The organism is Kitasatospora sp. NBC_01302, assembly GCF_035976515.1.
Classification (GTDB): Bacteria; Actinomycetota; Actinomycetes; order Streptomycetales; family Streptomycetaceae; genus Kitasatospora.
In genome coordinates this window covers 1,864,742-1,882,206 of sequence record NZ_CP108404.1, presented here as the reverse complement: position 1 = coordinate 1,882,206, position 17,465 = coordinate 1,864,742, and the positions used below count along the sequence as shown (strand labels likewise).

The window sequence follows — 17,465 nt, the reverse complement described above, 5'->3', positions numbered from 1 at the left end:
CCGTAATGAGGTCACGAAATGGCGAATGAAGAGACCCTCCGCAGCTATCTCAAGCGGGTGACGGCCGACCTCGCGCAGACGCGGCTGCGGCTGCGCGAGGTGGAGGCGAAGGACCAGGAACCGATCGCCATCGTCGGGATGAGCTGCCGGCTGCCGGGCGGGGTCGCCTCGCCCGAGGAGCTGTGGCAGCTGGTCGCCGGCGGCCAGGACGCGATCTCCGAGTTCCCGGCCGACCGCGGGTGGGACGTCGAGACGCTCTACCACCCGGACCCGGACCACGCCGGCACCTCCTACACGCGCGAGGGCGGCTTCCTGCACGACGTCGCCGATTTCGACCCGGCGGTCTTCGGGATCTCGCCGCGCGAGGCGCTGGCGATGGACCCGCAGCAGCGGCTGCTGCTGGAGGTGGCCTGGGAGGCGTTCGAGCGGGCCGGCGTCGACCCGCTGTCGGTGCGCGGCAGCCGCACCGGTGTCTTCGCCGGGACCAACGGCCAGGACTACCTGGCCGTCCTGCTGAACTCCACCGACGACGTGGAGGGCTACCTCGGCACCGGCAACGCGGCCAGTGTGCTCGCCGGGCGGATCTCCTACACCTTCGGGCTGGAGGGTCCGGCGGTCACCGTCGACACGGCCTGCTCCTCCTCGCTGGTCTCGCTGCACCTGGCGGTGCAGGCGCTGCGCAACGGCGAGTGCTCGCTGGCGCTGGCCGGTGCCGTCACGGTGATGAACACCCCTGGCAACCTCATCGACTTCAGCCGCCAGCGGGGACTGGCCGCCGACGGGCGCTGCAAGGCCTTCGCGGACGGCGCCGACGGCACCGGCTGGGCCGAGGGCGCGGGCATGCTGCTGGTGGAGCGGCTCTCCGACGCGCGGCGCAACGGGCACCCGGTGCTGGCGGTCGTGCGGGGCAGCGCCGTGAACCAGGACGGCGCGTCCAACGGTCTGACGGCGCCGAACGGCCCCTCCCAGCAGCGGGTCATCCTCCAGGCGCTGGCCAGTGCGCGGCTGACGCCCGATCAGGTCGACGCGGTCGAGGCGCACGGGACGGGCACGAAGCTCGGCGACCCGATCGAGGCGCAGGCGCTGCTGGCCACCTACGGTCAGGGCCGCCCCGCGGACCGGCCGCTGCTGATCGGCTCGGTCAAGTCCAACCTGGGCCACACCCAGGCCGCCGCCGGTGTGGCGGGCCTGATCAAGATGGTGATGGCGATCCGGCACGGTGTGCTGCCGAAGACGCTGCACGTGGACCGGCCCTCGTCGCAGGTGGACTGGGACGCGGGCGCGGTGGAGGTGCTCACCGAGACGCGGCCCTGGCCGGAGACCGGGGCGCCGCGCCGGGTGGGCATCTCCTCCTTCGGGGTGAGCGGCACCAATGCGCACACCATCATCGAGCAGGCACCGGCCGAGGAGAGCGCAGAACCCGGCGAGGCAGGTGAGACCGGGGAGGGCGGTGAGAGCAGTGCGGCGGACAGCGGGCCTTCGGCGGCTGCGGCGCCCGCCGCGCTGCCCTGGCCACTGGCCGGGCGCACCGAGGAGGCGCTGCGCGCGCAGGCGGCCCGGCTGCGGGAGCGGCTGGAGGCCGACCCCGCCCTCGAACCGCTGGACGTGGGCCACTCGCTGGCCACCGGCCGGGCGGCGCTGGAGCAGCGCGCCGTCCTGGTGGCCGGCGACCGCGCGGAGTTCCTGAGCGGGTTGCGGGCGCTGGCGGCGGGCGAGTCGGCCGCGGGGCTGGTGCGGGGGGTGGCGGCCGAGCGCAAGCTGGGCGTCCTGTTCACCGGGCAGGGCAGTCAGCGGGCGGGGATGGGTGCGGAGCTGTACGGCGCGTTCCCGGTCTTCGCGGCGGCGTACGACGCGGTCTGCGGGGAACTGGACCGGTATCTGGAGACGCCGCTGGCCGAGGCGGATGCGCTGCTGGACGAGACGGCGTACACCCAGCCGGCGCTCTTCGCGCTGGAGGTGGCACTGTTCCGGCTGGTCGAATCCTGGGGTGTGCGGCCGGACTTCCTGGCGGGGCACTCGATCGGTGAGCTGGCGGCGGCGCATGTGGCGGGGGTGCTGTCGCTGGCGGATGCGGCGAAGCTGGTGGCGGCGCGCGGCCGGCTGATGCAGCAACTGCCCGCCGGTGGTGCGATGGTGGCGGTGCAGGCGGGCGAGGCGGCGGTGCTGGCGCTGCTGGCCGGGCGTTCGGACGTGGCGATCGCGGCCGTCAACGGGCCCGCCGCCGTGGTGCTTTCGGGTGCCGAGGACGCGGTCCTGGAGGTCGTCGGGCAGCTGGAGTGCAAGTCGAAGCGGCTGAGCGTGAGCCATGCGTTCCACTCGCCGCTGATGGAGCCGATGCTGGCGGAGTTCCGGGTGGTGGCCGAGGGGCTGAGCTACCGGCCCGCGCAGCTCGCGATCGTCTCCACCCTCACCGGTCGGCCGGCCTCCGCCGAGGAGCTGTGCTCGCCCGACTACTGGGTGCGGCATGTCCGCGAGGCGGTGCGGTTCGCCGATGCGGTGGCCGTCCTGGAGGCCGAAGGGGTGCGCAGCTTCCTGGAGTTGGGCCCCGACGGGGTGCTGAGCGCGATGGGCCGGGAGTGCCTGGCCGGCGATGCGCTGTTCGCGCCGGTGCTGCGGTCCGGCCGCCCGGAGGTCCGGGCGCTGACCACCGCGCTGGCCGGGATCTTCGTGCGGGGCGCGGCCGTCGACTGGCAGGCGGGCTACGCCGGCCGCGGCGCCCGTCGGGTCGAGCTGCCCACCTATGCCTTCCAGCGCCGCCGCTACTGGCCGACCGCCGCCGCGTGGGCGCAGGCGGGGGCCGCCGAGGAGGTCGCCGGCGACGGGGTGGAGGCGCGCTTCTGGGAGGCCGTCGAGCGCGGCGACCTGGAGGCGGTGACCAGCACTTTGGCGGTGGCGGGCGATCTGCCGCTGAGCTCGGTGCTGCCCGCGCTGACCGCGTGGCGGCGGCAGGGTCGTGAGCGCTCCACGGTGGAGGGGTGGCGGTACCGGATCGGCTGGCGGCCCACCGCGCAGTCCGCCCGGGCCGTGACGGCGACCGATGCGCGCGGGCCGTCGCCCGCGGGGCACTGGCTCGTGGTGGCGCCGCCCGGCGCGGAGTGCTCGCCGGGTGGCGAGGCGTGGGCCGCTGCGGTCGGACGGATGCTCGGCGAGCACGGTGTGACGGTCCGTCAGATCGAGGCGGATGCCGCGGCGGTCGGGCGGGCCGAGCTGGCCGGGCTGCTGGCCGACGGGCAGCCGGTTGCCGGGGTGGTGTCGCTGCTCGCCCTGCAGCAGGCTTCGCAGCCCGGACTGCCGTCGGCGTCGGCGGCGTTGGCGGGCACCTTGGCGCTGGTGCAGGCGCTGGGGGACGCCGGGGTTGCGGCGCCGCTGTGGTGCCTGACCCGGGGCGCGGTGTCGACGGGGCGGTCGGATCGACTGGCGTCGGCGGTGCAGGCACAGGTCTGGGGCCTGGGCCGGGTGGTGGCGCAGGAGCATCCCGAGCGGTGGGGCGGTCTGGTCGACCTGCCGGAGACGGTCGACGAGCGGGCGCTGGCCCGGCTGGCCGCCGTGCTCGGTGGCGCCCTGGGCGACGAGGACCACCTGGCGATCCGCCCCTCGGGTGTGCTGGCGCGCCGGTTGGTGCGGGCACCGCGGGCCGAGGCGGTGGCGGCGGGGTACGCCCCGCGCGGGACGGCGCTGGTGACCGGTGGCACGGGTGCGCTGGGTGCGCAGGTGGCGCGGTGGCTGGCCCGGTCGGGGGCGGCGCACCTGGTGCTGACCAGCCGTCGCGGCCAGGCGGCCGAGGGTGCGGCGGAGTTGGTGGCCGAGCTGACCGCGCTGGGTGCGCGGGTGACGGTGGCGGCCTGTGACGTGGCGGACCGGGCGGCGCTGGCCGCGGTGTTGGCCGAGGTCCCGTCGGAGTTCCCGCTGACGACGGTGGTGCACGCGGCCGGTGTGCTGGACGACGGTGTGCTCGACGGGCTGACGCCGGAGCGGCTGGCGGGGGTGCTGCGTGCCAAGGCGGATGCGGCGGTCCACCTGGACGAGCTGACCCGCGGGTCGGACCTCTCCGCCTTCGTGCTCTTCTCCTCCTTCGCCGGTGCCTTCGGCGGTCCCGGCCAGGGCAACTACGCGGCGGCGAACGCCTTCCTGGACGCGCTGGCGCAGCAGCGTCGGGCGGCCGGGCTGCCGGCGACCTCGCTGGCCTGGGGGCCGTGGGCCGAGGGCGGCATGGCCGTGGACGAGGTGGTCACCGAGCGGATCCGCCGCGGCGGACTGCCGGCGCTGGCGCCCGACCTCGCGATCGCCGCGCTGCAGCAGGCGCTGGACCACGACGAGACGTACGCGCTGGTCGCGGACATCCGCTGGGAGCAGTTCGCACCGCAGTACACCGCGATCCGTCCGAGCACCTTCTTCGACGAACTCCCCGAAGCGGTACAGGCCTTGGCGGCCTCGGAGCCGGGAGGCGGGGCGCCCGGGGAGAGCGGCTCGCTGCGGCAGCGGCTGGCCGTCGCGGGCGAGGCCGAACGCGGCCGGATCGCGCTGGACTTCGTCCGCACCCAGGTGGCCGCGGTGCTCGGCCACCCGGGCCCCGAGACGGTCGAACCCGGGCGCGCCTTCCGCGAGTTGGGCTTCGACTCGCTGACCGCCGTGGAGCTGCGCAACCTGCTGGCCGCGCTGACCGGGCTGAAGCTGTCGGCGACCCTGGTCTTCGACTACCCGAACGCGACCGCGCTGGCCGAGCAGCTCTGCGTCGAACTCCTCGGCACCGTCGTGGACTCCGGGACGGCCGCGGCCGTCGCGAGCGCTCCGGTGGACGACGACCCGATCGCCGTCGTCGGCATGGCCTGCCGGTTCCCGGGCGGCGTGAGCAGCCCCGAGGACCTGTGGCGGCTGCTGGCCGAGGGCGCGGACGCGCTCACCGGTTTCCCCGCGAACCGGGGCTGGGACCTCGATGCGCTCTACCACCCCGATCCCGAGCACCCCGACACCAGCTACGTGCGGGAGGGCGGCTTCCTGGCGGAGGCGGGCGCGTTCGACGCGGGGTTCTTCGGGATCTCGCCGCGCGAGGCGCTGGCCATGGACCCGCAGCAGCGGCTGCTGCTGGAGGTCTCGTGGGAGGCGTTCGAGCGGGCCGGGATCGACCCGGCCTCGCTGCGCGGCAGCCGGACGGGTGTCTTCGCGGGGACCAACGGGCAGGACTACCTTCCGCTGATCCTGACCGCTCCGGACGGCTCCGAGGGGTTCCTCGGCACGGGGAACGCGGCGAGTGTGATGTCGGGCCGGGTCTCCTACAGCCTGGGGCTGGAGGGTCCGGCGGTCACGGTGGACACCGCGTGCTCGTCCTCGCTGGTGGCGCTGCACTGGGCGATCCAGGCGCTGCGGGCCGGTGAGTGCTCGCTGGCGCTGGCCGGTGGTGTGACGGTGATGTCCGCCCCCGGCTCGTTCATCGACTTCAGCCGCCAGCGGGGTCTGGCCGCCGACGGCCGGTGCAAGGCGTTCTCGGACGACGCGGACGGCACCGGCTGGGGCGAGGGCGCGGGCATGCTGCTGGTGGAGCGGCTCTCCGACGCGCGGCGCAACGGGCACCCGGTGCTGGCGCTGGTGCGCGGTTCGGCGGTCAACCAGGACGGCGCGTCGAACGGTCTGACGGCGCCGAACGGCCCCGCCCAACAGCGGGTGATCCAGCAGGCGCTGGCCTCGGCCGGTCTGACGGCCGGTCAGGTCGACGCGGTGGAGGCGCACGGGACGGGCACCGCGTTGGGCGACCCGATCGAGGCGCAGGCGCTGCTGGCGACCTACGGCCAGGGCCGCCCCGCGGACCAGCCGCTCTGGCTGGGTTCGGTCAAGTCGAACCTGGGGCACACCCAGGCCGCGGCCGGGGTGGCGGGCATCATCAAGATGGTCATGGCGATGCGCCACGGCGTGCTGCCCAGGACCCTGCACGTCGGCGAGCCGTCCAGCCACGTGGACTGGTCGGCCGGGGCGGTGGAGCTGCTGAGCCAGGCGCGGCCGTGGCCCGAGACCGGCCGGCCGCGACGGGCGGCGGTGTCCTCCTTCGGGATCAGCGGCACCAACGCGCACACCGTGCTGGAGCAGGCCCCGGAGCTCGCCGAGGAGGCGGCCGGCGAGGTGGCGGTGGCGGCGCCGGTGGTCCCGTGGCTGCTGTCGGCCCGAACAGCAGCGGCGCTGGCCGCGCAGGCCGAGCGGCTGGCCGCCCGCCTGTCGCAGGAGCCGCAGCTGCGGCCGGTGGACGTCGGCTACTCGTCGGCGACCACCCGGGCCGCCCTTGAGCACCGGGCGGTCGTGGTGGCGCAGGACGCCGACGGCCACCGGGCCGCGCTGGCCGCGCTGGCCGCGGGCGAGCAGGCGCCGGGCCTGGTCGAGGGCACGGCGGCGCTGGGCCGCACGGCGTTCCTCTTCACCGGGCAGGGCAGTCAGCGGCTCGGGATGGGCGCCGAACTCTACGCCACCTACCCGGTGTTCGCGGACGCGCTGGACGAGGTCCTCGCGCACCTGGACCAGCACCTGGACCGCCCGCTGCGCGAGGCGATGTTCACCGCGGCGGGCCTGCTGGACGAGACGGCGTACACGCAGCCGGCGCTTTTCGCGCTGGAGGTGGCGCTGTTCCGACTGGTGGAGTCGTGGGGTGTGCGGCCGGACTTTCTGGCGGGGCATTCGATCGGTGAGCTGGCGGCGGCGCATGTGGCGGGGGTGCTGTCGCTGGGGGATGCGGCGGAACTGGTGGCCGCGCGTGGTCGGTTGATGCAGGCGTTGCCCGCGGGTGGGGCGATGGTGGCGGTGCGGGCGGGTGAGGCGGAGGTGCTGGCGCTGCTGGCCGGGCGCTCGGAGGTGGGTGTCGCGGCGGTCAACGGGCCTGCCTCGGTGGTGCTTTCGGGTGCCGAGGACGCGGTGTTGGAGGTGGTGGCTCACCTGGGTGGCAAGTCGAAGCGGTTGGCTGTCAGCCATGCGTTCCACTCGCCGTTGATGGAGCCGGTGCTGGCGGAGTTCCGTGCGGTGGCGGAGCGGTTGACCTTCCGTGAGCCGCGGATCCCGTTCGTCTCCACGCTCGACCAGGACGCCGACCCGGCCACGGTCGAGTACTGGGTGCGGCATGTGCGCGAGGCCGTCCGGTTCGCCGACGCGATCGGGACGCTGGCGGCGCGCGGCGTCACCCGCTACCTGGAACTCGGGCCCGACGGTGTGCTGAGCGCGCTGGGCCAGGAGTGCGTCACCGGGGACGCGGTGTTCGTGCCGGTGCTGCGGGCGGGCCGCCCTGAGGCGCAGGCCGCGGTGACGGCCGTCGCCCGGCTCCACGTCCAGGGGGTGCCGGTCGACTGGGCGGCGTTCTTCGCGGGCCAGGGCGCCCGGCGGATCGACCTGCCCACCTACGCGTTCCAGCGCGAGCACTACTGGCCCGACGTCCCGGTGCTGGGTGCCGGCGACGTCACCATGGCGGGCCTGGGCGCCACCGACCACCCGCTGCTCGGTGCGGCGGCCGAACTGCCGGACTCCGACGGCTTCGTCTTCACCGGCCGGCTCGCGCTGGCCACCCACCCGTGGCTGGCCGACCACGCGGTGATGGGCACCGTGCTGCTGCCCGGCACGGCCTTCGTCGAGATGGCCGTGCGGGCGGGCGAGCAACTCGGCTGCGCGCTGCTGGAGGAGCTGACCCTCGCCGCGCCGCTGATCCTGGCCGGGCCGGGCGGGGTGCAGCTGCGCCTGACGGTGGCCGCGCCGGATCAGGCCGGGCGCCGGGCGCTCGGCCTGTACTCGCGGCCCGAGGAGGCCCCGGCCGAGGAGCCGTGGACCCGGCACGCCACCGGCCTGCTCGCCACCGGTGCAGCGCCCGCCGGGTTCGAGCTCGCCGCCTGGCCGCCGCCCGGTGCCATCGAGGTCGACCTGGCGGGCCACTACGAGGCACTGATCGGGCTGGGCTTCGAGTACGGCCCGGCCTTCCAGGGCCTGCGGCGGGCCTGGCGCGGCGAGGGCGAGGTCTTCGTCGAGGTGCGCCTGCCGGAGCAGGCCCAGGCCGAGGCCGGGCTGTTCGGCCTGCACCCGGCCCTGCTCGACGCCGCGCTGCACGCGCTCGGTATGGCCGACACCGACGGCGGGACGGACTGGCACGGCCGGCTGCCGTTCTCCTGGACCGGCGTGTCGCTGTACGCGGTCGGCGCCTCGGCGCTGCGGGTGCGGCTGTCGCGGGTCGGGTCGGACGGGGTCTCGCTGGAGCTGGCCGACGAGACCGGGCGCCCGGTGGCCGCGGTGGACACCCTGGTGCTGCGGGCCGTGTCGGCCGAGCAACTGCGCTCCGCGCGGACCGCGTTCCACGAGTCGCTGTTCCGCCCGGAGTGGGTGGCGCTGCCGGTGGCCGCGGCTGCCGCGGACGAGCGCTGGGCCGTGCTGGGCGACGGTGCCGGGACGCTGGGCGCCCTCGGCCGCGGCCTGCCGGCGCACGCCGATCTGGACGCGCTGCTGGCGAGCGGCACGCTGCCCGACGCCGTGATCGTGCCGTGCCTGCCGCCGCAGCAGCCGGTGACGGCCGGGCCCGAGACGGTGCTCGCCACCGTGAACCGGGTGCTCGCGCTCGCGCAGGCCTGGCTCGCCGAGGACCGGACGGCCGACACGCAGTTGGTGGTGGTCACCCGGGGCGCGGTGGCGACCGCCGCCGATCCGGACGTCACCGACCTGGCGCACGCCGCCGCCTGGGGCCTGCTGCGCTCGGCGCAGACCGAGAACGTCGCGCGGATCGTCCTGGTCGACGTGGACGACCCGGACGACGCCGCCTGCGCCCGGGCGCTGACCGCCGTTCTCGCCCACGAGGAGCCGCAGCTGGCGATCCGTCAGGGAGTGCCGCACGCCGTGCGGCTGGCCCGGGTCGAATCCGCTCCGGCCGCGCGCGAGACCGGCTTCGGGCCCACCGGCACCGTCCTGGTCACCGGCGGCACCGGCACGCTCGGCGCACTGCTCGCCCGCCACCTGGTGGCCGAGCACGGTGTCCGGCACCTGCTGCTCACCAGCCGCCGTGGCGCCGACGCCCCGGGGGCGGCCGAACTCGTCGCCGAGCTGGAGCAGTCGGGCGCCACCGTGACCGTCGCGGCCTGCGACGCGGCCGACCGGGCGGCGCTGGCCGGGCTGCTCGGCTCGCTGGAGCACCCCCTGACCGCCGTGGTGCACACCGCGGGCATCACCGACGACGGCGTGCTCGCCTCGCTCACCCCCGAGCGGATCGCCGGGGTGTACCAGCCGAAGGCCGAAGGCGCCTGGAACCTGCACGAGTTGACCGCCGGTCTCGACCTGTCGGCGTTCGTGCTCTTTTCCTCGGCCGCCGGTCTCTTCGGCGGCCCGGGACAGGGCAACTACGCCGCCGCCAACGCCTACCTGGACGCGCTCGCGCAGCACCGCCGGGCCCAGGGCCTGCCCGCCACCTCGCTGGACTGGGGCCTGTGGGCGCAGCGCAGCGGCGTCAGCGGCCACCTGGACGCCAACGACCTGGCCCGCCTGGCGCGTTCGGGCCTCGGTGCGCTGGAGTCGGCCGAGGGCATGGCGCTCTTCGACGCCGCGCTCGCGGCCGAGGACGCCGTCCTGGTGCCGATGCGCATCCACACCGCCACGCTGCGCGAGCAGGCCGCTGCCGGGCAGCTGGCCCCGCTGCTGCGCGGGCTGGTCCGCGCCCCGCTGCGCCGCAGCGCGGCGCCGGCCGGCCCGGGTGCGGCCGGTGGCGAGTCCGCGCTCGTCGCCCGGCTGGCCCCGCTGCCCGCCGCCGAACAGCGGCAGGCGCTGCTCGAGCTGGTGCGCGGCCAGATCGCCGCGGTGCTCGGCTACGCCGGTGCCGAGGCCGTCGACGCCGGACGGGCCTTCAAGGAGCTTGGCTTCGACTCGCTGACCGCGGTCGAGCTGCGCAACCAGCTGAACACCAGCACCGGTCTGCGCCTGCCCGCGACCCTGATCTTCGACTACCCGAACCCGGGCGTGCTGGCCACCCACCTGCGCGAGGAACTGCTGGGCTCGCTGCCGGAGTCCGCCGCACCGCAGCAGCAGGGCACGGCCCGCACGGGGGCGGGGGAGTTGGGGGCACCTCCCGGCCGTCAGGCTGGGGGAGACCCGATCGCGATCGTCGCGATGGCCTGCCGCTACCCGGGCGGGGTGGACTCGCCCGAGCAGCTGTGGCAGCTGATCGCCGGGGAGCGGGACGGGATCTCGGGCTTCCCCACCGACCGCGGCTGGGACCTGGAGGAGCTGTATGACCCGGACCCGGACGCGCTCGGCACCTCGTACACCCGCGAGGGCGGCTTCCTCTACGACTCCAGCTGGTTCGACCCGGCCTTCTTCGGCATCTCGCCGCGCGAGGCGCTGGCGATGGACCCGCAGCAGCGGCTGCTGCTGGAGACCGGCTGGGAGGCGTTCGAGCGGGCCGGCATCGACCCGGCGAGCGTGCGCGGCAGCTCGGTCGGCGTCTTCGCCGGGGTGATGTACCACGACTACGGCACCCGGCTGCGGTCCGCGCCCGACGAGGTCGAGGGCTACCTCGGCACCGGCGGCTCCAGCAGCGTCGTCTCGGGCCGGGTCTCCTACACCCTCGGCCTGGAGGGCCCGGCGGTCACCATCGACACCGCCTGCTCCTCCTCACTGGTCGCGCTGCACCTCGCGGTGCAGGCGCTGCGCAACGGCGAGTGCACGATGGCGCTGGCGGGCGGGGTGACCGTGATGTTCACGCCCGGCACCTTCATCGAGTTCAGCCGCCAGCGGGGACTTGCCGCCGACGGGCGCTGCAAGTCCTTCGCCGCGGCGGCCGACGGTACGGGCTGGGGCGAGGGCGCGGGCATGCTGCTGGTGGAGCGGCTCTCGGACGCGCGGCGCAATGGGCACCCGGTGCTGGCGCTGGTGCGCGGTTCGGCGGTCAACCAGGACGGCGCGTCGAACGGTCTGACGGCGCCGAACGGCCCCTCGCAGCAGCGGGTGATCCGCGCGGCGCTGGCGAACGCGGGGCTGAGCGCGGACCAGGTGGACGCCGTCGAGGCGCACGGCACCGGCACGCCGCTGGGCGACCCGATCGAGGCGCAGGCGCTGCTGGCCACCTACGGGCGCGAGCACTCCGCCGACCGGCCGCTCTGGCTGGGGTCGGTGAAGTCCAACCTCGGGCACACCCAGGCGGCCTCCGGCGTGGCGGGCATCATCAAGATGGTGCAGGCGATGCGGCACGGGGTGCTGCCGAAGACGCTGCACGTGGACGAGCCCTCGCCGCAGGTGGATTGGTCCGCCGGTGCGGTGGAGCTGCTGACCAAGGCGCGGCCGTGGCCCGAGACCGGGCGGCCGCGCCGGGCGGCGGTGTCCTCCTTCGGGATCAGCGGCACCAACGCGCACACCGTGCTGGAGCAGGCCCCGGTCGTCGAAAATGCAGCGGCCCTGCCGGAGACGGCCGAGCTGCCCGAGACGGCCGAGCTGCCCGGGGCGCTGCCCTGGGTGCTCGCTGCCAAGGGCGAGCCGGCCCTGCGGGCGCAGGCCGCCCGGCTGCGCGCCCGGCTGCTGGAGCAGCCCGAGCTGCGGCCGGCCGACGTCGGCCTCTCGCTGGCGACCGGCCGGGCGGCGCTGGAGCAGCGCGCGGTGCTGGTGGCGGGCGACCGCGCGGAGTTCCTGGACGCCTTGGAGACGCTGGCGACCGGAGCGCCGGGCGGCGCCAACCTGGTGCAGGGCTCGGCCGGTGCCGGCCGTACGGCGTTCCTCTTCACCGGGCAGGGCAGTCAGCGTGCCGGGATGGGGGCCGAACTGTACGAGGCGTTCCCGGTGTTCGCCGAGGCGTACGACGCGGTCCGTGCGGAGCTGGACCGGCACTTGGCGACGCCGCTGGCCGAGGCGGATGCGCTGCTGGACGAGACGGCGTACACGCAGCCGGCGCTTTTCGCGCTGGAGGTGGCGCTGTTCCGGCTGGTCGAATCGTGGGGTGTGCGGCCGGACTTCCTGGCGGGGCACTCGATCGGTGAGCTGGCGGCGGCGCATGTGGCGGGGGTGCTGTCGCTGGAGGATGCGGCGGAACTGGTGGCCGCGCGTGGTCGGTTGATGCAGGTGCTGCCCGCGGGTGGGGCGATGGTGGCGGTGCGGGCGGGTGAGGCGGAGGTGCTGGCGCTGCTGGCCGGGCGCTCGGAGGTGGGTGTCGCGGCGGTCAACGGGCCTGCCTCGGTGGTGCTTTCGGGTGCCGAGGACGCGGTGTTGGAGGTGGTGGCTCACCTGGGTGGCAAGTCGAAGCGGTTGGCTGTCAGCCATGCGTTCCACTCGCCGTTGATGGAGCCGGTGCTGGCGGAGTTCCGTGCGGTGGCCGAGCGGTTGACCTTTCACGAGCCGCGGATCCCGTTCGTCTCCACGCTCGACCAGGACGCCGACCCGGCCACGGTCGAGTACTGGGTGCGGCATGTGCGCGAGGCCGTCCGGTTCGCCGACGCGATCGGGACGCTGGCGGCGCGCGGCGTCACCCGTTACCTGGAACTCGGGCCCGACGGTGTGCTGAGCGCGCTGGGTCAGGAGTGCGTGGCCGGGCCGGCGCTCTTCGCACCGGTGCTGCGGGCGGGCCGCCCGGAGGTGCGAGCCCTGCTGACGGCGCTGGCCCAGGCCCATGTGCGGGGCGCGGCCGTCGACTGGGCGGCGGTCTTCGCGGGCCAGGGCGCCCGGCGGATCGACCTGCCCACCTACGCCTTCCAGCGCGAGCGGTACTGGCTGGACACGGGTGTCTCGCTCGGCGACCTGGCCACCGCCGGTGTCGACCCGACCGGGCACCCGCTGCTCGGCGCGGCGGTCGAACTGCCTGACTCCGGCGGCTTCGTGCTCACCGGCCGGCTCGCCCTCTCCAGCCACCCGTGGCTGGCCGATCACGCGGTGCTGGGCTCGGTGCTGCTGCCCGGCACGGCCTTCGTCGAGCTGGCGCTGCGGGCGGGCGAGCAGGTCGGCTGCGCGCTGCTGGAGGAGCTGACGCTGGCCGCGCCGCTGGTCCTGCCCGCGCGGGGCGGGGTGCAGGTGCGGATCACGGTCGGCGCGCCGGACGGCTCCGGCTGCCGCCCGCTGACCCTGCACTCGCGCGGCGAGGAGTCCGCGCCCGAGCAGCCGTGGACCCGGCACGCCACCGGCCTGCTGGCCGCGCTGGACGAGCGGGCGATCGCCTTCGAGGCGACGCCGTGGCCGCCGGTCGGCGCCGAGCCGGTCGACCTCGACGACTTCTACGCCGGGATGGCGGCGGCCGGTCTGGAGTACGGCCCGCTCTTCCAGGGCCTGCGCCGGGCCTGGCGGCGCGAGGGCGAGGTCTTCGCGGAGATCCGGCCCGCCGTCGCGGCGGCGCCGGACGGTTCGCACCGCCCCGGGCTGGACACCGCGCCGTTCGGCCTGCACCCGGCACTGCTGGATGCCGCGCTGCACGGGGTGGCGCTGGGCGGCGTCCTGGCGGCGGCCGACCAGGAGGCGGGCCGGGCCCGGCTGCCGTTCTCCTGGAGCGGGGTGCGGCTGCACGCCACCGGCGCGGCCGAGCTTCGGGTGCGGCTGGCACCGGCCGGGACCGACGCGGTGGCGCTGGAGCTGGCCGACGAGACGGGCCGTCCGGTCGCCTCGGTGGACGCGCTGGTGCTGCGGGCCGTCTCGGCCGAGCAACTGCGCGGCGCCCAGGGCGCGTTCCACGACTCGCTGTTCCGCCCGGAGTGGGTGGCGCTGCCCGCGGCGGCGGATTCGCCGGCACCGGCCCGCTGGGCGGTGCTGGATCCCGCCGGGAGCGGCGAGGCCTTCGGCGACGGGGCGGCGGTGCACGCCGACCTGGCCGCGCTGCTCGCGAGCGGTGAGCTGCCGCTGGCGGTGGTCCTGCCGTGCCTCACCGCGGAGACCGCGAGGACCGCGGAGGCCGCGGAGGTCGTGGAGGCCGTGAACGGCACCGCCGCCGACACCGCAGCCGCCGCGCGCGCCGCCACCCGGGGCGTGCTGGAGCTGGTCCGCTCCTGGCTCGCCGAGGAGCGCCTCGCCGACACCCGCCTGATCGTCACCACCCGGGGCGCGGTGGCCACCGCCGAGGACAGCGGCGTGGCCGACCTGGTGCATGCGCCGGTCTGGGGCCTGCTGCGGGCCGCCCAGGCCGAGCACCCGGGCCGGATCGTGCTGGTCGACCTGGACGCGACCACCGACCCGCGGCCCGCGCTGTGGGCCGCGCTGGCCGCCGGTGAGCCGCAACTGGCCGTCCGCGCAGGCGTCCTGCACGGGTTCCGGCTCGGCCGGGTGGCCGCCGCTCCGACCGAGCGGGCCACCGTCCTGGACCCGGCCGGCACGGTGCTGGTCACCGGCGGCACCGGCGCGCTCGGCGCCCTGGTCGCCCGCCACCTGGTGACCGAGCACGGCGCCCGGCACCTGCTGCTCACCAGCCGCCGCGGCGCCGACGCCCCGGGGGCGGACGCCCTCGCGCGGGAGCTGGCCGAGCTGGGCGCCGAGGTGGCGATCGCGGCCTGTGACGCGGCCGACCGCGAGGCGCTCGCCGCCCTGCTGGCGGCGGTCCCGGACACCCGGCCGCTGACCGCCGTGATCCACACCGCCGGCGTGCTCGACGACGGGGTGTTCGCCGCGCTGACGCCCGAACGACTGGACGCCGTGCTGCGCCCGAAGGTGGACGCCGCCTGGCACCTGCACGAGCTGACGAAGCATCAGAAACTCGGCGCGTTCGTCCTGTTCTCCTCCTCCTCCGGTGTCTTCGGCGGCGCGGGCCAGGGCAACTACGCCGCGGCCAACACCTTCCTGGACGCGCTGGCCCAGCACCGCAGGGGGCTGGGGCTGCCGGCCGGCGCACTGGCCTGGGGCCTGTGGGCGACCGAGGGCGGCATGGCCGGCGGCCTGGACGAGGCGGACACGGCACGGCTGGTCCGCGCCGGGTTCGCGCCGCTGGCGCCCAAGGAGGGCATCGAGCTGTTCGAGCTGGCCCTCGGGCTGGACGACCCGGTGCTGGTGCCGATGCGGCTGGACACCACGGCCTTGCGCGGCCAGGGCGACCCCGACGCGGTGCCGCACCTGCTCCGCGGCCTGGTGCGGATCCCGGCCCGGCGCCCGGCCGCCACCGCCACCGCCTCGGCGGTGCCCGAGGAGCGCTCGCTGGCCGAGCGGCTGCGCGGTCTGCCGGACGCCGAGCGCGACCGGCTGCTGCTGGACCTGGTGCGCGGCCAGGTGGCCGCGGTGCTGGGCTACGGCAGCGCCGGGGCGATCGAACCGGAGCGCGGCTTCGTCGAGTTGGGCTTCGACTCGCTGACCGCCGTCGACCTGCGCAACCGGCTGGGCGCGCAGGCCGGGGTGCGGCTGCCGGTCACGCTGATCTTCGACCACCCGACCCCGGTGGCGCTGGCCGGCTACCTGCGCGAGCAGACCCGCGGGGCGGAGGCGCCCGGTGGCCCGGCCCTGCCGATCGGTGCGGAGCTGGACCGCCTGGAGTCGATCCTGGCCGGCCTCACCCCCGGCGACGAGGAGCGCCGGGGCATCACCACCCGGCTGCGCACCCTGCTGTCGATGTGGACCGAGACCCAGCAGCAGCCGGCGCCCGGCCAGGAGCCCGCCGCCGACAGCGCGCCCCCGGCCGGGACCGACCTGGGCTCGGCCACCGCGGACGAGCTGTTCAGCATGCTGGACGAGGAGTTGGGGCTGAACTGACCGGGTAGCCATCCCGGGATGACCCGATCGCCCCCTCGGACCGGAGCACCGTCCCGGTCCGAGGGGGCGATCGTCATAGCGGGCGAGGCCCGGGCCGGCCCCGGCGTCCGTCCACCGGGACGCCGCTGCTCAGGTGGCGCGGGTGGCGAGGGTGGCACAGGTGAGGCGGGCGGTCCGTCCCGCCCCCGAGGGCCCGCAGCACGCGGGAACGGCTTCTGCCCCGGGAACCGTTGCCGGTTCCCGGGGCAGAAGCCGTCGGCGCTGGGGCGCTCCGTCAGGCGAACTCGCGCAGGCCGGGCCAGAGCTGGGACCACGGCGTGTGCAGGCCCTGGCAGAGCCAGACCGCCTTGCCCTGGTCGAGGTTCTTCACCCCGTGGCCGTTGTCGACCGTCGCGACCCGGCGCACGGTGGTGAACTCGCCGCGCAGCTTCGCCTCGTCGCCGCCGACGTAGAGCACGGCGCCGGAGTCGTCCGGCGGCGCGCCGAAGTACCAGGCGCCGCGCTGCGGACTGTAGGCCTGCGGCAGCCCGCGGGCCGGTCCGTAGAGCTCCAGGGCGCCCTGGGCCCAGAAGGTGTCGGTGACGACCACCGCGTGCTGCTGCTCGTCGGCGGGCAGCGCGCGGTAGGCCGCGGCGACCGTGTCGGCCAGCTGCGGCCAGCCGATCGTCTCCGCGGTCGAGAAGTTGAAGGCGTAGGGCATCTTCGCGATCGAGGAGAACGGGTACAGCGGCAGCTCGGCGACGGCCACCACCGCGCAGATCACGAAGGAGACCGTGCTGTGGCCCCAGCCCCAGCCGCGCGCGGCCGGGCGGTGCTGCAGCGAGACCGCGCCCGCGGCCCAGAGCACCGGGAAGAGCCCGGCCAGGTAGTACGAACGCCCGTCGCTGAGCAGGAAGAACGCGGTGGTGGCGAGCGCCGCCCAGCCGAGGAAGCGGTACGCGCGCAGCTCCGGCATCCGCAGCAGCCGCCACAGGCCCGCGCACATCAGCAGCAGCAACGGGAAGCCCGCCATGGACAGGGCCAGCGGCAGGAAGCCGAACCGCCCGCCGTAGAGGCGGTCGTCCTCGGCGGCGATCGCGCTGGTCATGTCCGCCTGCGGCCAGTGGTGCTGGGCCTGCCAGAGCAGGCTCGGCAGCGTCACCAGCACCGCGAACAGGCTGCCCGCCCAGAGCGGGGGCCGCCGCAGCAGCTCGCGCGGGCCGACCGCGGCCACCGAGCCGGCCAGGGCGAGCAGCAGGACGCCGACCAGGTACTTGTTCTGCAGGTCCACCGCCGCCGCGAGGCCGAGCCAGAGCAGCAGCCGGTCGTCGCGCACCCGGATCCAGCGCACCAGCAGCCAGCTGACCAGGGTCCAGCAGAAGACGTCCAGGGTCGGCGTGATGGTCAGGTGGCCGAAGACCACGACGATCGGTGACACGGCGAAGGCGCCCGCGCTCAGCACCTGGGCGCGCCGCTGCCCGCCCAACTCCCGGGCGAGCTGCGCACAGAGCAGCACCCCCAGGCCGCTCAGCAGGGTCGCGGGCAGCCGCAGCACCACCAGGTTGCCGGGGGCCAGCGCGTTGAGCGCGTGCGCGAGCAGCGGCAGCAGCGGCGGCTGGTCGGCGTAGCCCCAGGCGAGGTGGCGGCCGGCCACGATGAAGTACAGCTCGTCGCCGTAGTAGCCGTAGCGGTCGCTGGTGATCAGCAGGGCCGCGGTGAGGACCCCGGCGATGATCGCCACCGGCCGCCGGGCGAACGGCTGCCGGCCGGCCGGTGGTCGCCCGGCGGCCGGGGGCGCCGGCTGCTCGGCGGGTGCCGCAGCGTCGGCGAGGTCGGTCTGGCTCATGGGTCTCTTT

2 protein-coding genes are annotated in these 17,465 nt (G+C 75.8%); one reads left to right on the top strand and one right to left on the bottom strand.

Going from position 1 to position 17,465, the window contains the following annotated elements:
• Window positions 1–18: 18 nt before the first annotated feature.
• A complete protein-coding gene (locus OG294_RS07515; protein WP_327065638.1) occupies window positions 19–15,630 on the top strand; it encodes a type I polyketide synthase in 15,612 nt (5,203 codons plus the stop codon).
• A gap of 274 nt (window positions 15,631–15,904) precedes the next feature.
• On the opposite strand, the gene OG294_RS07510 is transcribed toward OG294_RS07515, so the two are convergent.
• Window positions 15,905–17,455: a glycosyltransferase family 39 protein gene (locus OG294_RS07510; RefSeq protein WP_327065637.1), complete on the bottom strand. Its 1,551-nt coding sequence runs from the start codon at window positions 17,453–17,455 to the stop codon at window positions 15,905–15,907.
• Between the last annotated feature and the right edge of the window lie 10 nt (window positions 17,456–17,465).